Annotated in this window: 14 protein-coding genes; 7 read left to right on the top strand and 7 right to left on the bottom strand. The window is 45.8% G+C overall.

The features are described from left to right. The first annotated feature begins 70 nt into the window (after window positions 1–70). The 5 genes from VL525_RS12750 (at window position 71) to VL525_RS12730 (ending at window position 12,826) form a co-directional block, all read left to right on the top strand. Window positions 71–2,512 (top strand): ABC transporter permease, encoded by a 2,442-nt coding sequence (locus tag VL525_RS12750; protein ID WP_325387107.1) that lies wholly within the window; start codon window positions 71–73, stop codon window positions 2,510–2,512. A 58-nt stretch (window positions 2,513–2,570) separates the two neighbouring features. After that, entirely contained in the window at window positions 2,571–4,952 is a 2,382-nt protein-coding gene (locus VL525_RS12745) for an ABC transporter permease (RefSeq protein ID WP_325387105.1), read from the top strand. Window positions 4,953–5,031: 79 nt separating this feature from the next. Next, window positions 5,032–7,446 carry an ABC transporter permease gene (locus VL525_RS12740; protein ID WP_325387103.1) on the top strand — a complete coding sequence of 805 codons (2,415 nt, stop codon included), beginning with the start codon at window positions 5,032–5,034 and terminating at the stop codon, window positions 7,444–7,446. Between the two features lie 203 nt (window positions 7,447–7,649). Beyond that, a complete protein-coding gene (locus VL525_RS12735) occupies window positions 7,650–10,040 on the top strand; it encodes an ABC transporter permease (protein ID WP_325387101.1) in 2,391 nt (796 codons plus the stop codon). Between the two features lie 110 nt (window positions 10,041–10,150). Beyond that, complete coding sequence (locus VL525_RS12730; RefSeq protein ID WP_325387099.1) at window positions 10,151–12,826, top strand: outer membrane beta-barrel protein; 2,676 nt, start codon at window positions 10,151–10,153, stop codon at window positions 12,824–12,826. Window positions 12,827–12,874: 48 nt separating this feature from the next. Here the strand turns inward: VL525_RS12730 and VL525_RS12725 are convergent, their stop codons facing one another. The 3 genes from VL525_RS12725 to VL525_RS12715 all read right to left on the bottom strand — a co-directional run bounded on the left by VL525_RS12725 (window position 12,875) and on the right by VL525_RS12715 (window position 16,398). Continuing rightward, entirely contained in the window at window positions 12,875–14,338 is a 1,464-nt protein-coding gene (locus tag VL525_RS12725; protein WP_325387097.1) for a glycoside hydrolase family 30 protein, read from the bottom strand. 77 nt (window positions 14,339–14,415) lie between these two features. Then, window positions 14,416–14,820, bottom strand: a complete 405-nt coding sequence (locus VL525_RS12720) for a DUF779 domain-containing protein (RefSeq protein WP_325387095.1) — start codon at window positions 14,818–14,820, stop codon at window positions 14,416–14,418. 57 nt (window positions 14,821–14,877) lie between these two features. Beyond that, entirely contained in the window at window positions 14,878–16,398 is a 1,521-nt protein-coding gene (locus tag VL525_RS12715; protein ID WP_325387093.1) for an aldehyde dehydrogenase family protein, read from the bottom strand. 184 nt (window positions 16,399–16,582) lie between these two features. On the opposite strand from VL525_RS12715, the gene VL525_RS12710 reads away from it, so the two are divergent. Next, on the top strand, window positions 16,583–17,503 hold the full coding sequence (locus tag VL525_RS12710) for an AraC family transcriptional regulator (RefSeq protein WP_325387091.1): 921 nt from the start codon (window positions 16,583–16,585) through the stop codon (window positions 17,501–17,503). Window positions 17,504–17,506: 3 nt separating this feature from the next. Here VL525_RS12710 and VL525_RS12705 read toward each other — a convergent pair whose 3' ends face one another. The 4 genes from VL525_RS12705 to VL525_RS12690 form a co-directional block, all read right to left on the bottom strand. After that, window positions 17,507–18,652, bottom strand: a complete 1,146-nt coding sequence (locus VL525_RS12705) for a M28 family metallopeptidase (RefSeq protein WP_325387089.1) — start codon at window positions 18,650–18,652, stop codon at window positions 17,507–17,509. A gap of 6 nt (window positions 18,653–18,658) precedes the next feature. Continuing rightward, the gene (locus VL525_RS12700; protein WP_325387087.1) at window positions 18,659–19,243 is read right to left on the bottom strand and encodes a hypothetical protein; all 585 of its coding nucleotides are present in this window, start codon (window positions 19,241–19,243) and stop codon (window positions 18,659–18,661) included. Window positions 19,244–19,404: 161 nt separating this feature from the next. Continuing rightward, window positions 19,405–20,427 (bottom strand): EamA family transporter, encoded by a 1,023-nt coding sequence (locus VL525_RS12695; RefSeq protein ID WP_325387085.1) that lies wholly within the window; start codon window positions 20,425–20,427, stop codon window positions 19,405–19,407. A 4-nt stretch (window positions 20,428–20,431) separates the two neighbouring features. Beyond that, window positions 20,432–20,899: a DoxX family protein gene (locus VL525_RS12690; protein ID WP_325387083.1), complete on the bottom strand. Its 468-nt coding sequence runs from the start codon at window positions 20,897–20,899 to the stop codon at window positions 20,432–20,434. A gap of 86 nt (window positions 20,900–20,985) precedes the next feature. Between VL525_RS12690 and VL525_RS12685 the strand changes: the two genes are divergently transcribed. Then, window positions 20,986–22,470 (top strand): PLP-dependent aminotransferase family protein, encoded by a 1,485-nt coding sequence (locus VL525_RS12685; RefSeq protein ID WP_325387081.1) that lies wholly within the window; start codon window positions 20,986–20,988, stop codon window positions 22,468–22,470. Window positions 22,471–22,491: the final 21 nt, after the last annotated feature.

The following is a 22,491-nucleotide window of genomic DNA, read 5'->3' as shown; positions in this document are numbered from 1 at the left end:
CATAATGCCGAAATCAAAAAGTCTCCCCTGCAGGGGGAGATTTAGAGGGGGCCGAACCATTGAACCAACCATGATAAAGAACTTTCTCAACATCAGCTTTCGTAACCTCACAAAAAGGAAGGGTTATACGGCGCTCAACATACTCGGCCTTACCATAGGCATAGCGTGCTGCCTGCTCATTTTCCAGTATGTATCCTATGAAAGAAGCTACGATTCGTTCCAAAAAAATTCGTCGCGGATCGTCAGGATACGACTTGACCAGTTCAAACAGGGAAAAATCATGTGGCAATCAGCTACTTCCTATCCTGCTTTCGGTCCGTTGATGAAAAAAGACTATCCCGAGGTTGAGCAATATTGCAGACTGATAGATGATGAATTGTTATTGAGCAACGATGAAAAGAATGTCAAATTCTCTGAGAAGAAAGGCTATTATGCTGATCCCTCGTCAGTAGATATGCTGGGCGTACAGCTATTAAGCGGCAACCGTTCGTCTGCTTTGAATGCTCCCGGCAAGATGATCATCTCGGAAAGCATGGCCAAAAAGTATTTTGGCACGGATGATGTTATCGGCAAAACACTTATCGCCCGCAACCAAAACCCGGTTCAAAATTTACAGATAACCGGCGTATTTAAGGATTATCCGAAAAACTCACACCTGATCATCGACTACCTGGTTTCGTATGATACATTTCGTGAGCAATTGAAAAAGGGCGGGGATAACGAGGATTCCGCTAATACCGCCATTGGCTGGTACGATTTCTACAACTATATCCAATTAAAACCCGGCACCGACCTGCAAAAATTCCAGGCTAAAATGCCGGCTTTTGCCGATAAATATATCAATAGCAAGAAAAACCGCAAAGCCAATAATATAACTGATCAGTTATATATCATTCCGCTAAGTGATATTTATCTCAACTCAAATTATAACCAGGAAGCTGAAGTGAACGGAAACGGCGGCGCGGTCAATTTTATGTTCCTTATCGGGTTTATCATCATGGCCATTGCCTGGATAAATTATATCAACCTGTCTACCGCCCGTTCGGTCGAACGTGCAAAAGAGGTGGGTGTACGTAAAGTGCTGGGCGCTGCCAAAGCTACCCTGGTAAAGCAATTTATGCTGGAAAACGCCCTGTTGAACATAATCGCTATTATCCTGGCCGGGGTAGCCGTTGCTATACTCACCCCCTGGTTTAATACCCTGATGGGAAAAGATGTATCGACTGGTTTCTCCATGTCGGCCAAATACTGGCTTATTTTTTCCGGCATATTTATTTCAGGCACCTTGCTTTCGGGGTTGTATCCTGCTTTTATATTGTCAGATTACAAACCTGTGGCGGTACTGAAAGGGGCGTTCAAAAATACTTCGGGTGGACTGGTACTGCGCAAGGGATTGATCATCGTTCAGTTCGGCATATCTGTGGTGCTTATCGCAGGTACCATCATCGTTTATCAGCAGGTTAATTTTATGCGCAACCAAAAGCTGGGCGTTAACATCAGCCAAACGCTGGTGCTGGATGGAGCGCAAACCGTAGCCGACTCTATTTACTGGAGCACGTTACAGCCTTTTAAAAACGAAGTCCTTAAAAACTCCGGTGTTAAGGGGATGACCATCTCTACCAGCGTGATGGGAAAGGAAATATACTGGACAAGTGGTTTTAAAAGCCTGTCGCACGCCGAGCTTGGCGCCGCCACACTTTACCGCTTAGGCGTCGATTATGATTTTATACCACAATTTCAATTGAAATTACTGGCCGGGCGCAATTTTTCGAAAGACTTTAAAACCGATGAACATGCCGCTATACTAAACGACAGGGCGCTTGCTCAAATGGGGTTCAAAGATCCAAATGATGCTATCGGCAAAAAGATCTCAGCAGGCGATACGCTTACCGTAATAGGTGTGGTTCAGAGTTTTCACCACCTGGGGCTTCAAAAGCCTATCGACCCGCAAATCATCACCCTGCGTTTAAATTCCAGCCAGGCTTATTCGCTAAAATTGCAAACTTCCGATCTGCAGGGTACCATAGCCGGCATAAAAGGGATATGGAGCCGCTATTTCCCCAACGATCCGTTCAACTACTACTTCCTTGACGACGATTTCAACACGCAATACCAAAGCGATCAGCGTTTCGGGCAGATGTTTACCCTGTTCGCGTTCCTGGCCATATTGATAGCCTGCTTTGGCCTGGTTGGGTTATCCGCGTACAATATTTTACAGCGTACAAAGGAGGTAGGTATCCGCAAAGTACTCGGTGCCTCCACACAAAATGTGGTATTCATTTTATCTAAGGATTTCCTGTTGCTGGTTATCATATCCTTTGTAATAGCCGCGCCGGTATCGTGGCTGGTTATGCACCACTGGCTGCAGGATTTTGCGTATCGGATCGATATCAGCTGGTGGGTATTTGGCATTGCCGGGCTGATAGCGTTTTTGATAGCCTTGAGTACAATTAGCTTCCAGGCTATTAAAGCGGCATTTGCTAACCCGGTGAAGAGCCTTAGGTCGGAGTAGGCAGTTTGCAGTTTTAAGTTCGCAGTTAGCAGCCCAATGAACCATTGAACTAAACATCATGATAAAGAATTATTTAAAAGTTGCCTGGCGCAACATCATCAAAAACAAAGCCTCGTCTTTAATTAATATCGGCGGGCTGGCTGTGGGTATGACTGTAGTGATGCTCATCAGTTTTTGGATATGGGATGAAGTGACTTTCGACCGTTACCATAAAAATCACGACCGCATTGCACAGGTCATCCAAAACGTAACCAACAACGGCGAAGTACAAACCTGGTGGCAGGTACCTTACCCGCTGGCGGCCGAACTGCGCAAAAACTATGGGAGCGATTTTAAGCAGGTAGTAATGTCGACAGGCGTAGGCGGAAATATGCTGGCGCTGGGAGATAAGAAGCTGAGCGAACAGGGGGTGTTTATGGAAACCGGCGGACCGGAAATGTTCACGCTAAAGATGCTTAAAGGCAGCCGCAATGCATTGAAGGACCCATCGTCTATATTAATTTCGGCGTCAACGGCCAAAGCTTTTTTCGGTAATAACGACCCGATGCTTAAAGTATTGAAGCTGAACAACTCGGATAACCTGAAAGTGGCCGGCGTTTACGAGGATCTGCCAAAAAACGCTACGCTTGCCGATATGGCTTTCATAGGTTCGTGGGATCGTTTTGCTTCGGATAACCAGCTCAGCCAAATGAAAGAGCCCTGGCGGCCGAACTTCGTTTCTCTTTACGTTCAACTGGCCGATAACGCCGACCTGGATAAGGTATCGTTAAAGATAAAGGATGAAAAATTGCGCCACGTAAGCGCATTCCTGGCCAAAAAGAAACCCGCATTGTTCCTGCAACCTATGAGTAAATGGCATTTGTACGATGAATTTAAAGACGGGAAAAACACGGGCGGAAGGATACAATATGTGTGGTTATTTGGCATCATTGGTGTGTTTGTACTGCTGCTGGCCTGTATCAATTTTATGAACCTGAGCACCGCCCGGTCCGAAAAGCGCGCACGCGAAGTTGGTATCCGCAAGGCCATCGGTTCGCTGCGCGCCCAGTTGGTTTACCAGTTCTTTGGCGAATCGCTGCTTTGTGTATTGATCGCTTTTGCAGTCTCGTTGATTTTTGTACAATTAAGCCTTTCATTTTTTAACCAGGTGGCGGGCAAGCAAATGACCATTCCATGGGAAAATGCGGGGTTCTGGATAGCAGGCATAGGCTTTAGCTTTTTTACGGGCATTATTACCGGGAGCTACCCGGCGTTTTACCTGTCATCATTTAAACCGGTAAAAGTATTGAAAGGCTCGTTCCGTGTAGGGCGCCTGGCCTCAGTGCCGCGCAAGGTGCTTGTGGTGCTGCAGTTTACCGTTTCGGTGGTACTGATTATCGGGACGATCGTTGTTTTCAAACAGATACAATATGCAAAAGACCGCCCGGTAGGGTACAGTCGCGATGGCCTGGTGGCCGTGCCGATGATGACCGACCAGATACATAAACATTTTGATGTTGTTAAAGATGCCCTTCTCAGGACAGGTATGGTAACGAATGTAGCCGAAGCAGGTTCGCCGCCAACATCGGGGGCGGGCAGCACCAGTGCTGTCGAATGGCCGGGCAAAGACCCCAACCTGAGCACCGATTTTCAGCAAAACAATATTTCGTATGATTATGGTAAAACCATCGGCTGGGAATTTAGCTCGGGCCGTGATTTTTCAAGAACTTTCCTCTCCGATTCTGCGGCTGTGATCATCAACCAGGCGGCCGCCGATTTTATGAAAATGAATAAGCCCACCGAAACTTATATCACCTACTATGATAAGCAATATAAGATAGTTGGTGTTACCAAAGATATTATCATTGGCTCACCTTATGAGCAGGCGCGCCCGGTAATTTATTTTTTATCAAAAGACCCGGGCAGTTATGTATTGCTAAAGATCAGCCCAAAAGCGGGTGCCGGCGAAGCTGTCGACAAGGTCGCTTTTGTATTCAAAACTTATAACCCCGAACAACCTTTTGAATATCATTTCGTCGACCAGGAGTACGCCAAAAAGTTCGGTAACGAAGAACGTGTTGGCAAACTTGCTACTGCCTTTGCCAGCCTGGCCATTTTTATCAGTTGCCTTGGGTTATTTGGCATGGCGTCTTTCATGGCCGAGCAACGCATCAAAGAGATCGGCGTAAGGAAAGTACTTGGCGCCTCAGTGTTCAACCTATGGCAATTATTGTCGAAGGACTTTGCCGTGCTGGTGGTCATTTCTTTGATCATCGCATCACCCCTCGCGTACTACCTAATGCACAACTGGCTTCAAAATTACGAATATCATACCGGTGTCTCCTGGTGGATATTTGTCGTAACAGCTTTAGGCGCTATGCTGATCACCTTGTTTACGGTAAGCTACCAAAGCATCAAGGCGGCGCTGGCTAACCCGGTGAAGAGTTTGCGGTCGGAATAACTGTTATTAATTTAACATTTTGTTCGCGCTATTTACGCTTTGCGCTTGTATATTAGCACTTTAAATGCTGTGCTTTTTTATGCTGAAAAATTATTTAAAGATCGCGTGGCGTAATTTGTGGAACAACAAAGGGTTTTCAATCATCAATATCTTTTGCCTGGCCTTAGGGATTACCTTTTCATTATTGATAGGTGTATATATACTAAACGAGGAGCGTGTAAATTCGAGCATAAATAATATAGACAGCCAGTATGTGATAAAAAGCAAATGGAAACAGGAAAACTCCGGCTTGCCTATTACCACGCTGGGGCCGCTGGCAAAAACGATGCGGGATGAATATCCCGGCCTGGTTAAAAATTATTACCGTTTCGATCCAGTTGTCAACATTGTTTCTGTTGGCGATAAACATTTTCGAACACAAATATCTGTAGGCGACACTACATTAGTATCTATGTTTGGGTTTCCATTATTGTATGGCAATCCAAATCAAGCCTTTCGAAATAAACAATCGGCGGTTGTAACTGAAGATTTCGCGCTGAGATTTTTTGGCAAAGCAGACGTCATCGACCGCGTGATCACAATCCAAACACCAGCCGACGGTAACAAGCACCATTTTGTGATAACGGCCGTATTAAAAAAGCTTCCGTTCAACAGCGTAAGCAACTTTACCAATACACCGTACCAGGTGTACCTGCCGATGGATGCTAATCAATATTTCCAGGGAGGTGATAAAGGCGATAATTGGTCGAATGTTTACATGGTGGGTATGCTTCAGCTAAAAAATGGGGTTACTGCGGCAGACCTTGAAAAACCTTTTGCAAATACACTCGAAAAATATCAGCCCGCTTTTGTAAAAGGCAACTTAAAGGTAGAATTAGCGGCCATGAGGAATTATCATTTAAAAGACAATAATGGCGCCGTGCAAAAGATGCTCACTACATTATCATTAGTGGCAGCTTTTATTTTATTGCTAGCCATCTTCAATTTTATAAACATCAGTGTCGGCACGTCGGTACACCGGCTAAAGGAGATCGGATTGCGTAAAGTATTTGGCGGAGCCAAACACCAGCTTATTGCGCAACACATTATCGAGGCAATGACGCTCACCCTGGTAGCCGCTATGCTATCCTTTGGCTTGTATGAGGCTTGTTTGCCGGTATTTAGTCAGATACTTAATACCACGCCCGATCATTTCTGGCAATTTGGGATGGATAAATTCCTTTTTATTGCGATTTTGATAGCTCTCGTCGGTTTTATTGCGGGTATTTATCCTGCTTTCGTGCTGAGTTCATCAAATGTAGTTATGGCTGTAAAAGGGAAACAGGATGTGCATAAAGGTGGGTTAATACTCCGTAAAGCATTGCTGGTTGTTCAGTTCAGCCTTACCATCATAGTTTTCATCAGCGCCCTCAACGTCTCCAGGCAGGTATCTTATTTCTTCAATAAGGACCTTGGCTTTAATAAGGACCAAGTAATGGTAGTGTCGTCATTACCCAGGCAGTGGGACTCTGTGGGCATTGTCAAAATGGAAAATTTTAAAACGCAGTTATTGCAGGTACGTGGCGTAAAAAGTGCTACGTTATCCTATGACATTCCAGACGGCAGCAGCAGTGGCAATATCAGTGTATATTCTCAAAACAACAATGATGGAATTGTAAACATGGCAATGATCAGCGTCGACGCTGATTTTGCAAAGGTATTCGGCCTTCAAACTACGGAGGGGGTATTTCTTCAATTTAACAATAACAGTAACGAACGCGGCAAAGTTGTTATAAACGAAGCGGCGGTAAAAGCCCTGGGATGGACAACGGCTTTAGGCAAAATTGTAAAGATGGGTGGTCCAAACGGGCTGGTGCGAACCGTTGCCGGTGTGGTAAAGGATTTTAATTTCGAATCGCTTCAAAGCAAAGTAAAGCCTTTAATAGTTTCCGACCTGAACGAACCTTATACCGGGGCCTATCGCTACTTTTCCATCAAATTAAATACAACCTATCTCCCGCAAACCATTAATGCGATACAGGAAAAATGCAAGCAGTTATTTCCTGATGCCGGTTTCGAATACTCTTTTATGGATGATAAGTTTCAGGCGATGTATCAGTCTGAGCTCCAGTTGAAAAACGCGGCTGACGTTGCCACAGTATTAAACCTTTTGATTGTCTTCACAGGCATTTTCGGTGTTATCGCCTTTACGCTTACCAAACGTGCAAAGGAGATCGCAGTTCGCAAGGTACTTGGCGCGGATGTGAAAAACATCATTACCTTGTTTCTAAAGGAATATAGTGCATTAATTATTATTGCTAACATTATTGCCTGGCCCCTGGCCTACCTGATTGTTGCAAAGTGGCTGGAAAACTATGCCTATAAAATTCATCAAACTCCCGCACCGTATTTTTTTGTCTGTTTCTTTATTTTGATCACCGCATTTATATTGATAACAGCACAATGTTCAAAAGCGGCTTTGACCAACCCGGTAAAGAGTTTGCGGTCGGAATAGCGCCTCACCCTATCCTCTCCAGACGAGAAGGTTGAGCTGGACATTATTTCAAAATCGCACATCACTTGTATCAAAAACGAACGACTAGTCAATGGTCGTTTTTTTTTAATACAATGATTTTCAGTGCATTAAATCATGGCATTGGGTTTGGTTTATTGTAAGCGTAATCATAAAACATTAACTTACCGTCAAACTCAACTGCCATGATCTATAATTATATTAAAATCGCCTGGCGCAATTTAAATAAGCATCGCTTTTTTTCGCTGGTAAATATTTTTGGCCTTGCCGTCGGCATAGCAGCTTTTTGGGTGATCGCCTTATACGTAACCGATGAGATAAGCTACGATTTTTATAACAAAAAAGCCGGGCGCATATTCCGGGTGGCGCAGCACGGGCAGTGGAACGGCGGTAACTTTAATTTGGCGATAACATCTATTCCTTACGCTCCCGCGATGAAAGCGGATTATCCGGAAGTGGAAGATGCGGTGCGTATAGACATGGAGGGCGGCGGCAAGGTCACCTATGGCGATAAGCAGATCATGGCTGGGGACATTTCGTTTGCCGACAACGCTATCTTTAATATTTTCACCTATCATTTTTTAAACGGCGACCAAAATACCGCACTGGCAAAGCCACACTGCATAGTACTGACCAAAACACTTGCTACCAGGATATTTGGCGACGCCACATCAGCAGTAGGTAAGACTGTTTCATTTGATGGCAATGATCCTAACCTCGTCACTGGTGTAATAGACGATGTACCTGAAAATTCCACCTTCAAATTCAGTGCGCTTCGCTCATTCAACGATAACCTTACGGGCAAATGGGGTGCTGCAGGGTTGTTTACTTATGTACTGCTAAGGGATGCCGGCGACTATAAAAAAATCGAAGCCAGATCCGAACAATTTTATAACAAGCACCTAAAGCGTGATTTCGACAACATTCATTATCAAATGGAATTGCAGCCGCTTACTTCCATCCACCTGCATTCGCACCTGGATTATGAGATGGGTAACAATGGCAACATCACTTATGTATACGTGTTCAGCGTTGTTGCCCTGCTGATATTAAGCATCGCGGTGATCAATTATTTTAACCTTACGACGGCGCGCTCATCCGTAAGGTTAAGGGAGATCGGTATACGCAAAGTAATAGGATCGGGCAGAAGGCAATTGATGCTCATGTTCTTTTCCGAATCCATATTGTTCACGGTATTAGCTACTACAATTGCTATGGTGCTGGTACAGTTTGTCCTGCCCTATTTTAATCACTTATCCGGAAAAACGCTCGACATATGGCACTTTGGTATTCTGAGGTCATTATTGCTGTTTGCCGGATTTGCCGTAATTGCCGGCATAATAAGCGGCATTTATCCTGCCCTGTTCCTGTCCGGGTTCGGCACCATACCGGCCATCAAAGGGCAATTGGGTAACCAGTCGTCAACCGTCGCCTTCCGCAAATCCCTGGTGGTATTCCAGTTTGCTACTGCTATAGTTATGATAATCGGGTCTTGCATCATTTATCAGCAGCTTAACTATGTAATGACCAGGGATCTTGGATTTAATAAATCGCAAATGCTGACGTTCCATATTCAGAGCCACGATGCGAGGGCAAAAATTGAATCCATAAAAGCACAATTGCTGCAAAGCCCCCTGGTACAAAGCGTGGCATCGGCCGGCAACCCTATCGGCAATAACGATATCGGCATGAGCGATTTTAACCTCGGCCCCGACGGCAACACGACCGCCGATACCAAACTGGTTGAAAAACTTATCGTTGACGAAGACTTTATTCCGGCTATGCAGGTAAAAATGGTTACCGGCCGCAACTTTATAAAAGGTGTTAGCGATAGTGCGAACAATGCTATTATCGTAAATGAAACGCTGGTAAATGAACTCGGCTGGAAAAATCCAATAGGCCGCCGGGTACGTACCGGGGTGAATAATGGTATCATAACATTTTCAACCATTGTCGGTGTGGTTAAGGATTTCAACACCTATTCGCTACAGCATAAAATAGCACCGTTGGTGCTTACGTTACCGGCGCAGGCAAATGATAAAGATAATATGTATGTTCGCCTGAACAAAACCAATATCCCCGCTGCCGTTAAATACATGCAGGATGTATACAGCAGGTTCGATCCGGAAAATAAGATCGACTATCATTTCCTCGATCAAAATTTCGCCAACCAATACCAAAGCGAGCAAAAGCAGGGAAGTTTGCTGCTGATCTTTACCGTGTTAGGCATCAGCATAGCTTGTTTAGGATTGTTTGGCCTGGTTACCTTCACCGCTCAGCAACGTGTAAAGGAAATTGGCATCCGTAAAGTTTTGGGGGCAAGTATAGCCGGCATAGTCGCACTGTTGAGTAAAGAATTGGTGCAACTGGTATTTATTGCCACAGTTATTGCATCGCCGATAGCCTGGTTTGCCATGAACAAGTGGCTGCAAAGCTTTGCCTACAAAGCCACTATCCATTGGTGGATATTTATTGCGGCGGGCGCAGCAGCTATTCTCATCGCTTTTATAACGGTCGGTATACGGTCTGTAAAAGCGGCGCTGGCCAACCCGGTAAAAAGTTTACGTTCCGAGTGACCTGCAGCCAAAAGGCCTGGCGTTAACTAATTCCTCTTTAACGTAAAATAACTGTTATTAAGGCAGCGTTAAAGGATAATCGCGGTATATTGCGGTATCTAATCCTTTGAATGAAACGCTGCCTGCTGTTACTCCTTTTTTTTCTTATTGCCGCCGCGGCAAGATCTCAAAATCATGGCACTATAAAAGCGCTCGTGGTCGACTCCGTTAGCAAACAGCCCATAGGTTATGCCACCATCGCGGTATTGAAAATGAAGGACTCCTCGCTCCTGTCTTACACGATAACCGATAAAAACGGCGCTTTTACGCTTTACAACATCAACCAGGCCGAGCCGGCCAGGTTGCTCATTTCCTGCGTGGGATACAAGAGCCTGCGCCTTGTATTGGATTTAAAAAAGGGCGACGCCATTACCGACCTTGGAAAAATATTGCTCAGCACAAAAACCCTGCAGGAGGTTATTATTAAAGGTGAGCGCGCACCGGTGATCATCAGGAAAGATACTATTGAATTTAATGCCGAAGCTTTTAAGGTTCGGCCGAATGCTGTTGTGGAGGACCTGCTTAAAAAGCTGCCGGGTGTACAGGTAAGTCACGACGGAAAGATAACAGTGAACGGCAAGGATATCTCGAAACTCAAAGTTGACGGCAAGGATTTTTTCGCCAACGACCCTAAAATAGCCACCCGCAACCTGGATGCCGATATGATATCCAAAGTACAGGTTTACGACGACCGGGAGGATGACCCTGATCATCTGAAACCGGATTACGAAGTAAAGAAGATCATCAACCTGAAATTTAAAAGGGCACTCAAAAAAAGTACTTTCGGACGTGCCATGCTGGGCGGCGGTACACGCGACCGTTACCAGGCCAATGCATTTCTCAATAAGTTCCAGGACGAGCTCCAGTTAAGTGCCAACGCCAGCAGCGACAACCTGACCGGTACCGGAATATTCGGCGATGGTTTCCATACCCCTGTCCTGCAGGCCGACCCACGCGGATCGGTTCAAAAACTCACAAACGGCACGGTCAATTTTAATAACAAATTCGGGAAGCAGTTAAAGGTTAATTTGATCTATTATTTCAATAACGATATCGACGACAGCAAAGGAACCGTAAACCGGCAGCAGTTTGTAGGCGACACTACGTTCAATACTTTTTCCAATAATATTAATCATCACAGTTCAATCTCTCAAACCTTAAGCGGGCACCTGGAGTATGGCTCGGACACCGCAACAAGTATAAAATACAATCCTGAATTTTCATATAACAGTAACAATAGCAACAGCGCCACCAATGCCACGGGTTCCAATAACTTCGTACCGTTACTGAGCCAAAGCATTAATAACAGCACATCAGGAGGCAGTTCGGCTACCTTCAGGCACGAGTTTACTTACTACACCAGGCTCAGCAAAAAAGGGGCGTCTTTTTCCATAAGTCATGCACTAAGTATCAGTCCGTCGCACAGCCTTAATATCTCATCCGATCAACTACTATCCTATACTGCCGCACTGCAATCTGACACCCTAAACCGTTCGGCAAAAAACACCAACAACCGCGACGATGGGAACCTTGGCGTTGCCCTTCACTATCCGTTCACGAAAAAACTTTCTGCGACAATTTCCGTGTCAACAAATTTTAGCCGGGACGAGGGCGACCTTTTCACCTACCAGCAGAACCTGCAAACGGGCTTGTACACTATCTTTTTGCCCGACCAAAGCAATAACCTGACCAGGAAGCAATGGACAGAGGCGTTGCATCCCGAATTGATGTACCAGTTCACCGATAAAATATCGCTGAAAGCTGGCCTTACCGGCCAGTTGCAGCAGGTAACTAATCATTTCAACAGTTATACCGGCGACCTCGATCAGCATTTTAACAACCTTTTTCCTACTGCCGAGTTGCACATCAATAAAGTGAACATAAATTATAGCGAAGATCTGCAGCAGCCATCCATTAACGACCTGCAGCCTATAACCGTAGTTTACAGCCAGTTGTTCAGCTTTATCGGCAACCCCGATCTTAAACCTACGCACCGGCATAACTTTGGTATGAACTATTTTGATTTTAAAACGCAGAGCCAGGTATACCTGAACCTGTCATCGCGTGTGACGGTAGAGACGAACAGCGTTGTGCGCGAACGAACCATCAATGCTGAAGGCGCCGAAGTAACTACGCCAATAAACCGGAATGGCCGCTTTACGACATATCTGTATGCAGGCGCAGGAAAAACTTTTAAGAAATCGGGTGATTGGCAGATCAGTACCAACACCAACCTGAACGGGAGCTACGGGCACAATTTTTTTGAAGTGAACGACCAGGACGGTTATCAGAACACCATCGCGATAACCCTGGCGCAGGAAATTTCGGCTAATTGGAAGGACATTATCGAACTAAGACCAGGATACAGCGTAAGCCCCGCAATAACCAAATATCAACTGGTTGATTATAAAAGTTCCAGCTTTGTCACACAACGCGCCAACCTGGGCGCTGATTTTCACCTGCCGAAAAAAATATCCTTTAGCAGTAATTATACTTATACATACAACCCCCAGGTAGCCGAGGGCCTGCGAAAAAATTCAAACCTGCTGAGCCTGTCATTAGCCAAACTGGTGCAAAAGAAAGACCATGGCGAATTCCGCTTAACCTGCTACGATGTACTGAATCAGGGTATCAGCACTTATCATTACGCTACAGAGAATACCATTAATGATATTCAGAATCAAACGCTCAGACGATACTTCCTAATATCCTACTCGTACCGGTTCAATAGCACCACTACCAAATAAAAAAGCAGCCTTGTTTCCGTGGCTGCTCCATATTTCTTTACTATTCTATTATTGAACGACCAGTGTCTCAATAGAATGCGGTGCGCTGGTGACTTTAGCGGCCTTGCCTTTTATCCATAACAGGTAATCTATCTTCTCGTCATTCTTATTCATCACCACTACGGCTATTTTGCCGTCAGGATTCATGTAAGCAGTGGTCAGCAGCTTGTCGCGGCTGGCCGAACTGGCAATACGCTTCGCCCCCGGTTTGATAAATTTAGAAAAATGGCCGATGTAATAGTACGAATTGGTATAGGTTACTTCGCCTGTTTTGGTATCGGCATGTACCGGTGCAAAGCAGAAGTTGCCCACATGGTTTGGTCCGCCTTTTTCATCGAGCAGAACATTCCAGTCAGTCCAGGCTACGGTCCCCGCATTAAAGTCGTTTATCATAGAGTACCCATATTTTTCGCCAAGCGACCAATCATCCAATTTTGCGGGGTCGAACCTTTCGGCGCAGCCTTCGGTAAACATTAAGTTTTTGGAAGGGAAAGTTTGGTGAACCAACCGCTCGTTGTCAAAGTTCATCCCGGCGCCTGTCCAGGTTTCGTACCAATGGTAGCCAATGCCCCAAACGTATTTGGCGGCTGCCGGGTCTTCCAAAATAGTGCTTACACGTTGGTACATCAGGTCGCGGTTATGGTCCCAAACAATTAGTTTCTTACCGGCCATACCCGATTTTTGTAAGGTTGGCCCGAGGAAATTCTTCACAAAATCCCGCTCTTCTTCTGCAGTGTAGAGGCAGGATTCCCACGTTTGTGTGGCCATAGGCTCGTTCTGCACGGTCAACCCCCAGATGGGTATTCCCTGCTTTTCATAAGCTTTAATGAATTTGATATAGAAATTAGCCCAGCTCTGGTCGTATTCTTTTTTCAGCTTGCCGCCATGTAATACGTCATTATTGGTTTTCATCCATCCTGGCGGGCTCCAAGGGCTTACAAACATGGTTAATTTGCCACCTGCTGCTGCCAGTACCTCCTTTATGAACGGAATACGGTATTTTTTATCATGGCTGATATCGAAAGTCTTCAGGTCCTTGTCCCCGTCTTTTACATAACTATACGTGTCGCTGGAAAAATCACAGCTCTGGATATTGGTCCGCCCGAAGGTATAGCCGATGCCCTTCGTTTTATCATAATAAGCAGTCAGTATCTCCTTTTGCTTGTCCTTCGGCAATTTGTAAAAAGTCTCCGCAGAGGCATCCGTTAATGCCCCGCCAATACCCAGCATGGTCTGAAAGGTTTTTGACGGATCGACAAAAACTGCTACTTCCGTTTCAACCGGCTGTGGTTTTGCCTCAAAAGTAAGTGTACCGGTCTCGGTCATCCGGTTATCGGTGCCCTTTTCCGTAACATAAACTTTCACCGATTTATTTTTGAGCGAGAGCGGCGCTTTTTGCTGGGCATTCGCTGCGCTCATCAATATACCCGCTGCAACAAGAGCAAAGCAGGAGGCTTTGATAGGTCTTTTCATAATAAAAGTTGATAATAGATTGAGAGTGAACTTCAAATCTATTAAAAAACTGATATTATCCAGCGTAATATAAAAAATCAGCCATCAGCTTGCTTGTCAAGGTATTCCTCTCCGCTGATAACAGGGGACAAGTGTTTTAATTCATTATCATTAAAAAGTCTTGAGCGGATAATAAACCTAAGGCCCAGCGGTATTTCCAAAGAAAAACTTGAACCACGGCCCGGAGTAATATCAACAGAAAGCTGGGTATGCTGCCAGTATTCAAACTGATCGCGGCTCATGAAAAATCCGCAGCCATCAATATCGCCCAGGTAAACATCGTTGCTACCCACTTTGAATTCCCCTTTTTCAAAGCACATTGGTTGCGAACCATCGCAACAGCCGCCGCTCTGGTGAAACATCAGTTCACCAAACCTACCCCGCAATTGCTGCAGCACATCAACCGCTTCGGGTGTGATCAATATCCTCGGAACGCTCTTCATTGTAAAACAAAAAAGCGCCACGGCCAACCGCCGCGACGCCATCATTTGCGATGATTATTAAAAGAATCCCAACTTGTTCTTGTCGTATGATATCAGCATGTTCTTGTTCTGGCGGTAGTGGTTAAGCATCATCTTATGAGTTTCCCTGCCAAAACCTGATTTTTTATACCCTCCGAATGGTGCATGGGCGGGATAGGCATGATAACAGTTAACCCATACCCTGCCTGCCTGTATGGCGCGCGGTATCTGGTACAACTCATGGGCATCGCGCGTCCATAACCCTGCTCCGAGACCGTACAGCGTATCGTTAGCTATTGAAATAGCTTCTTCAGTATCCTTAAACGTAGTTACGCAAACAACCGGACCAAATATTTCCTCCTGGAAAACCCGCATTTTGTTGTTACCCTTCAGCAAAGTTGGCTGGATGTAATACCCATCTGTCAACCCGTCGAGATACTTCTTGCCTCCGCCAGTAAGTACCTCGGCTCCTTCTTCCTTACCAATATCGATATAGGAAAGTATTTTTTCATACTGGTCTTTCGAGGCTTGCGCACCCATCATGGTATCAGGGTCAAGCGGGTGGCCCATTTTTATCTTTTCAACCCGCTCTATCACACGTTCAATAAAACGATCGTAGATCGACTCATGCACCAGCATTCTCGATGGGCAGGTACAAACCTCGCCCTGGTTAAGGGCAAACATGGCCGAACCTTCCAGGCACTTATCAAAAAACTCGTCATCGGCGTCCATTACGCTTGGCATGAATATATTGGGCGACTTGCCGCCAAGCTCCATCGTAACAGGATTGAGGTTTTCAGATGCATATTGCATGATCAACCTGCCCGTCGTGGTTTCGCCGGTAAAGGCTACTTTCGAAACCCGTGGCGAACTTGCCAAAGGCTTGCCGGCTTCGGGACCAAAGCCAGTCACAATATTTACGATGCCCGGCGGAATAATATCTTTGATCAGATCCATCAGCATCAGTATGCCGACGGGTGTTTGCTCAGCCGGTTTCATCACTACCGTACACCCGGCTGCAAGGGCGGGGGCCATTTTCCAGGTTGCCATCAGCAAAGGGAAGTTCCAGGGAATGATCTGGCCCACCACGCCGATAGGCTCATGGATATTCAGCGAAACCGTGTGCTGATCGAGCTCGCTTACGCTGCTTTCCTCGCTGCGGATAACGCCGGCAAAGTACCGGAAGTGGTCGATTGCCAGCGGAAGATCGGCAGCCATGGTTTCCCTTATCGGCTTACCGTTGTCAATCGTTTCAATAGCCGCCAGGTAGTTCAGGTTTTCTTCCATCCGGGTGGCTATCCTGAGCAGAACGTTGCTACGTTCAGCCGGGGACGTGTGCGACCACGTGGCAAATGCCTTGTGTGCCGCATCAAGCGCAAGTTCTATGTCCTCCTTGCCCGAACGCGGTACATTAGTAAACGCCTTTCCGTCGATAGGCGATATACTTTCAAAATATTCTCCCTTTACCGGCGCTTTCCATTCACCTCCTATAAAATTGTCGTAATGATCTTTAAATGCAGGGCGGGCAACAAGTTTTTGCGATTCTACTATCGTTTCCATAATAATTTCGGTTTATAAAAAATTGGTTCCTGTAAATTTAAACCAAGCAGAGGCTAACATTTATGCACGATAGTATCAGCGTTATGCATTAAAATATTAAAATGTCTCAGATCATTATTTTTTAATAATTATCTCCCTACCTTTAATATACCAATAAGTAAACTACCTGCAGCGTTATAACGATATGAAGAGTACGTTTAAGCCACGGCCGTTACCCCTGCTTCACGAAAAAGACCTTAAAACGCTGGTCGAGAACCGCTCGGTGTATACCCTGCAGCATTGCGAACTGAACGTGTTTGAAACTCATCAACAGTCGGAAAAAGTGAAGCTGGTTTTTAATGAAATGGTACTTACAACTATGCTTCGCGGTAAAAAGGTAATGCACCTTTTCGGTTCACAGCATTTTGATTACTTACCTGGCGAATCAGTTATTGTCCCCGACAACGAGGAGATGATCATTGATTTCCCTGAGGCCGGGCTGGATAACCCGACGCAATGCATAGCGCTGGCCGTCGACTCGGGCATGTTGCAGGACACCCTGCAATTACTGAATGAAAAATATCCTAAAGCAGAAAAAAACGAAGCCTGGAACATCGACGTTTCCTGCTTCCATTTACAAAACACTTCCGAGATTACCGCAACGATAGACCGCCTGGTGAATATCAGCACTGAAAACTTCGCTGCTAAAGATGTCATTGCTGATTTTACGCTGAAAGAGCTGCTGATACGCCTGATGCAAACGCAGGCGCGCAAACTGATACTGGATAGTTACCACAAGCATACCAATACCAACCGCTTTGCGGCAGCGGTGCAATACATCAAAACCCATATCCACGAGGAGATAACTGTTGATCAGTTAAGCAACCTATGCTGCATGAGCAGGCCGAGTTTTTTTAGGTGCTTTAAACGCGAGTTTGGAATAAGCCCGGTCGATTTTATACTGCACGAACGCATCAAAGCTGCTAAACTGCTGCTTTTGGACTCGAACGTGACTATCTCGCAGGCATGTTATGCAGTTGGAGTGAACAACCTCAGCTATTTTTTTAAACTATTCAAACGCATAGAAGGGAAAACCCCTGCCGAATTCCGGAAAAATTTGAATTGACTATTACCTCATCAGCGCAGCATTAAAACCGACCAGCAGTTTAAAGACATTATTGTATTCGTTTAGGGGCAATGTTTTGCTGATGTCGAACACATCGTGATAAGCCCTGATGCCGCCCATTGTATAGATATAAAATGCAGGGACACCTTTTTCGGTAAAGAAATAGTGATCGCTGTTGGCTGCTTTGCCGCGCGAAGCTACTTTGACCAAATAATGATTTTGGTCGTTTAGCTTTTTCAGTATCCCGTATTCTTTTGGGTACACCGTTGCGTTAACCACCATAATACCTTCCTCACCAGTACCCAGGAGGTCGAGGTTAACCAGGAACCGGATACCCGGCAGGGGGGTCAGTGGGTTTTCAGTAAAGTATTCTGAACCAAGTAAACCCGCCTCCTCGCCCGAAAAGCAAATGAAAGCCATAGAATATGGTTGTGGGTGTTGCCCATAGTATCTTGCAAGGCTAAGCAACAGGCTTACGCCGCTGGCATTATCGTTAGCGCCTGGAAAATAGGTTTTGCTACCCATGCCGCCAAGATGATCGTAATGAGCGGTGAACATGATAACCGAATCCGGCTTTCTTATGCCTTTAACTATGCCACAAATATTACCTGTTTTAAACCCTTCAACCAATTTGTTCTCTTCGTCGATATTGATTGTAACCGGCAGGCTTTTAAGAGCTTTTTTATCAACTTGTACCAACGTAAAATCTGCAACACCCTGCTCAACCGACCAGGTGAGCTTATCCTGCAGCTCGACAACGATACGGTTTTTCAGGTCGATGAAATGAATACTGTCCTTTTGTACCAGCGTTCCCTCGCCTTTTACACCCCTGCTGGCAGGGCCTATGATAAAATCGCGCCCCGGAACCAGGGCGGCGCCATTGATAGACAGGTCCATAGCACCCGGAAAAGTATTGGCATTGAAGCTGAATGGTTGGGTATAATCTTTACCGCCCATAGGCTGCAGGCCATAGTCTTTAAATTGTGCAGCAATAAACCGGCCTGCTTTGCCCATGCCATCGTTAGTATAGCCCCGGCCCCAAAAATATGGCGATGTTAAAGTATCGACCATCCTGCGGACAAATACGGAATCCTGCGCGAAAAGCACATTTGCAAATAAAAGGAAGAGTAAGGTCAGGTTTAGTTTCATCAGGTACTAATGTTTTTCCTTTTCGCGCCGCACCCTTGCATCGATCAATTTATCTGCAAGCTGCACTTCATTTATCTTATCTAAAACATCTATTAGTGCCTGGTATTCCGTGTATTTCTTATGGTCTTCCGCATCAGCCAGGAATTTTGTAAGATTATCAATATCGCGGCCCGGAAGCGCCTTTACCTTCGCGGCAAATTCTTTTGGATGCTGGACGCCGAGTTGCACAATGGCCAGCTGCATTTGCTTCCCCACCCCGGCATCGTAGGTCATATCCTTACCAATATCCACCGCCTTATCAACTACTTCGGCCGGAAAATCCCTGGCCATACTTATGAAAAAGTCCAGGTATTCAACGTATTCCGAATGCAGGGGGCCATTTTGGAATATCTCTGCGAATTGCTGTTTATTTCCGGGAAAAGATTTTAAATAGGCTAATTTCTTTGGCTTTGATCCTGGATATATCTTTAATTGAATGTACGTCGCTTTTAACTTCATTGCGGCCTGCGGGGGAGCCTGGGCAAAACAAATATTTGTACAAACAAACAAGGCCAGTAAGCTGGTGACACAGGTTTTTAATAAAGTATTCATTATAAGTGGTTATTTAGGATGACAAGATCATACCGGTTGGTAAATATAGTAAGATAAACGAAAAGTGATTGGCTTTGGTATAGAGTCGGCGGCCGGGCATCATAGGGTTATAAAAAAAGCGGGAAAGTTTCCTTATCCCGTTTCTCAAACTATTAACTGATTCAGGCAACAACGCTTTTGATCTCGGCCGCCACGCCTATACGGTAGGCGGGCAAACTGCTGTTTGATTTCTTAGGCGATGGCAGCTTAATCCGTTTCTTGAATGAATATTTGGTAACATTAACCATCAGCACGCTGAATAATATGATCAGCAAACCTAATAATTGCAGTATCGATATATTTTCGTGGGCAAATAGCACACCCAGCAGTATTGCGATTACAGGATTAACGTAAGAATGGGTGCTTACCTGTACCGCCGACCTTACCTTTAACAACCAGATATAAGCGCTGAACGCTCCTATCGACCCAAAAAACACCAGGTAGCCCAAAGCCATCCATGCCTTTGCCGGCACCTGGCTTACGTGAAAAGAACTGAATTCGTGGTGAAAAAGCGCGGCGATAATAAAGGCTAAACCAGCAATGATCATTTGCCAGGCTGAGCTGACACGTGCGGGAGCGGTGCCGGAACTTTTTTTGGAGAAAAGCGCACCTGCCGACCAGGCGATCGGGTCGACCATTACCAGCAACAGGGCGAAAACCTGGGTTGATGTCATCGACCCATTCATCGATTTGATAATCGCTTCTGCAAACAACAGGATAACGCCTGCAAAGCCGATGATAAGCCCGATAACCGTCGACTTATTACCCAGGTTTACTTTCCAGTTGGCTTTGTCAAGCGCGACAAACCATATCGGGTTGGCCGATACCATGATAGCTACTATGGCACTTGGCAATGATTGTTCGGCCCAGATTACACCACCGGTTGCCGTAAAAAGCATCAGTAACCCGCTGATGGCCGATGACCTGATATCTTTTTTAACCCAAACCTTGTCGCCTTTGATCAAGCACCAGGTTAATAACAGCACGCCGGCTGTCAGGAAACGCAGGGCGCCCATCAACATTGGCGGAAAACCGCCGATGGCCATTTGAATGAAAAAATAGGTTGATCCCCATACCACGTATATGGTTGCGAAAGCGATAATTACCAATAGTAACGAAGGCTTGTTTGTTGCTGTAGTTTCCATTTTCTTAATTATTGATGATTGCTGTTTTTTTGTCTTTTTTTGAAAGTTGTGAGTCGATGCTCCAGGCATAGGCAGGCATGGAGGCTAGCACTAAGCTGGCTGCGCTCAGCGTAAAAACTGAATACCCCAATGGCGATTCGATACCGAATGAAATGGCCATCGCTATCGCGAAGCAGAAACTCAATATGGCACTGCCGATGGCTGCCATCCGGGTAAATAACCCGATGAGTATCAGCGCCCCGAAAAGGCCTTCGCCGATAGTGGCAAGGGTTGCCAATGCGGGCACAAAACCGGGAGACAAGAAACCCATTACCTGCCGGGAGTAGGCTACGAAATGTGGCCAATCGCCCCAGCCAACATGGGGCTGGCCATTTCTTCCTAATACCCCAAGGCGGTCGGCTACTTCCCATAAGTAAGCTGAACCAATAGCTATCCGGAGATATAGTGAAGGCAGTTTCGGATCGATCTTCATGATATTTATTTTTTAATTCCAATACTAAATTATAGCTTAGTTGGACTATTTATATAGTCCACAATTTAGAAGCAAAGTAGTCCACCATGTCAATTCTTGAGAGCCTTCTTATCATCGATAAAGACCTGTCCGTGCCGGTATACCTGCAGATAACCAATGGCGTTATCGGGCACATTCGCCGCGGCGCTTTGAAACCGGAAAGTATGCTGCCATCGAGCCGCACCCTTGCCGCTGCGCTCCATGTCCACCGGAAAACTGTAATTGCCGCGTATGACGAATTGTATGCACAAAGCTGGGTGGATGTGTACCCGAGGAAAGGCATCTTCGTCGCCAAAAACCTGCCGGATGTAACGCCCAGGCCGTTAACCGGAAGCGACGGCGTCAGTAATTTACCAACCAAAACATTTTTTGATGTGAATGACGATCATGTGCCGTTTCCCCATCCATATAAAGCAGTGCCCGAGCATCATTTGGTTTTTAACGATGGCTTCCCGGATACACGCATTGCCCCTATCGATCTGCTGGTGAGAGAATATCGCCGTTTTGGAAACTATCGTTTCACCTCCAAATACCTGATGTACGGACCCGAGCAGGGCTCGGAGAATTTGCGTAACGAATTAGCCCGGTTCCTGTCTGAAAGCCGGGGACTGCATGTAAGTGCGGAAAGCATCCTGATCACCAAAGGCGTGCAGATGGCGATGTACCTGACGGCACAGATATTACTCTCAAAAGGAGATACGGTCATTGCTGCCGACCCTGGCTATCCGGGAGCAAATGAAATATTTGAACATGCGGGGGCTCAAATGGCATTTGTGCCTGTTGACGAGCATGGCATCGACCTGGATGCGGTGGAAGCCATCTGCAAAAAGAGAAAGGTAAAATTGCTGTATGTGATACCGCACCACCACCGGCCCACTACGGTAACCCTTAGTTCCGAACGGCGTATGCGGCTGCTTGAGCTGGCTATGAAATATCGCTTCGCTATTTTGGAAGATGATTATGATTACGATTTCCATTACAGCAGCAGCCCGATACTGCCCCTTGCCAGCGCCGATTATTATGGAAGTGTGATCTATGTAGGTTCGTTTTGCAAAACTATCGCGCCGGGTATCCGCATTGGTTTTGTCGTGGCGCCGCAGAACCTAATCATTCAGTTAACGCGATTGCGGCGGATGATAGACCGCCAGGGCGAGCAGCTACTGGAGGAGGCCATGGCCAATCTGTTAAAAAACGGTGACATCAGCCGGCACCTTAAAAAAGCCAATAAAATTTATCATGAACGCCGCGATACACTTTGCCGGCTGCTTGACGAGCAATTGGGCGAACACCTGTCCTTTAAAATACCCGACGGCGGTTTTGCCATATGGGTCAAATACATGAAAGGGCTTAACGCCGCCATTATATCACGGCATGCTGCCGCAATGGGTCTGTCTGTAAGCGACGGCAATGATTATTATCATGCTTCCGTTAGTCAAAGGCATGTCAGGGTTGGATTTGCTTCGCTGAATTTAGACGAATTGGAACGGGCAGTAGAGATATGGGGCCGCGCTGTAAAGAAATCATTACATTAAAATTTTCGATTTTTAACTAAC

Source organism: Mucilaginibacter sp. (assembly GCF_035492695.1).
In the GTDB taxonomy this organism is placed as follows: Bacteria; Bacteroidota; Bacteroidia; order Sphingobacteriales; family Sphingobacteriaceae; genus Mucilaginibacter.
The sequence above is the reverse complement of the archived record's forward strand: the minus strand, read 5'-3'. Positions and strand labels throughout refer to the sequence as shown.

What these genes read in the sequence shown, in the direction of transcription:
- VL525_RS12750 (WP_325387107.1), top strand. Translation starts at nt 71, where the DNA reads ATGATAAAGAACTTTCTCAACATCAGCTTTCGTAACCTCACAAAAAGG.
- VL525_RS12745 (WP_325387105.1), top strand. Translation starts at nt 2,571, where the DNA reads ATGATAAAGAATTATTTAAAAGTTGCCTGGCGCAACATCATCAAAAAC.
- VL525_RS12740 (WP_325387103.1), top strand. Translation starts at nt 5,032, where the DNA reads ATGCTGAAAAATTATTTAAAGATCGCGTGGCGTAATTTGTGGAACAAC.
- VL525_RS12735 (WP_325387101.1), top strand. Translation starts at nt 7,650, where the DNA reads ATGATCTATAATTATATTAAAATCGCCTGGCGCAATTTAAATAAGCAT.
- VL525_RS12730 (WP_325387099.1), top strand. Translation starts at nt 10,151, where the DNA reads ATGAAACGCTGCCTGCTGTTACTCCTTTTTTTTCTTATTGCCGCCGCG.
- VL525_RS12725 (WP_325387097.1), bottom strand. Translation starts at nt 14,338, where the DNA reads ATGAAAAGACCTATCAAAGCCTCCTGCTTTGCTCTTGTTGCAGCGGGT.
- VL525_RS12720 (WP_325387095.1), bottom strand. Translation starts at nt 14,820, where the DNA reads ATGAAGAGCGTTCCGAGGATATTGATCACACCCGAAGCGGTTGATGTG.
- VL525_RS12715 (WP_325387093.1), bottom strand. Translation starts at nt 16,398, where the DNA reads ATGGAAACGATAGTAGAATCGCAAAAACTTGTTGCCCGCCCTGCATTT.
- VL525_RS12710 (WP_325387091.1), top strand. Translation starts at nt 16,583, where the DNA reads ATGAAGAGTACGTTTAAGCCACGGCCGTTACCCCTGCTTCACGAAAAA.
- VL525_RS12705 (WP_325387089.1), bottom strand. Translation starts at nt 18,652, where the DNA reads ATGAAACTAAACCTGACCTTACTCTTCCTTTTATTTGCAAATGTGCTT.
- VL525_RS12700 (WP_325387087.1), bottom strand. Translation starts at nt 19,243, where the DNA reads ATGAATACTTTATTAAAAACCTGTGTCACCAGCTTACTGGCCTTGTTT.
- VL525_RS12695 (WP_325387085.1), bottom strand. Translation starts at nt 20,427, where the DNA reads ATGGAAACTACAGCAACAAACAAGCCTTCGTTACTATTGGTAATTATC.
- VL525_RS12690 (WP_325387083.1), bottom strand. Translation starts at nt 20,899, where the DNA reads ATGAAGATCGATCCGAAACTGCCTTCACTATATCTCCGGATAGCTATT.
- VL525_RS12685 (WP_325387081.1), top strand. Translation starts at nt 20,986, where the DNA reads ATGTCAATTCTTGAGAGCCTTCTTATCATCGATAAAGACCTGTCCGTG.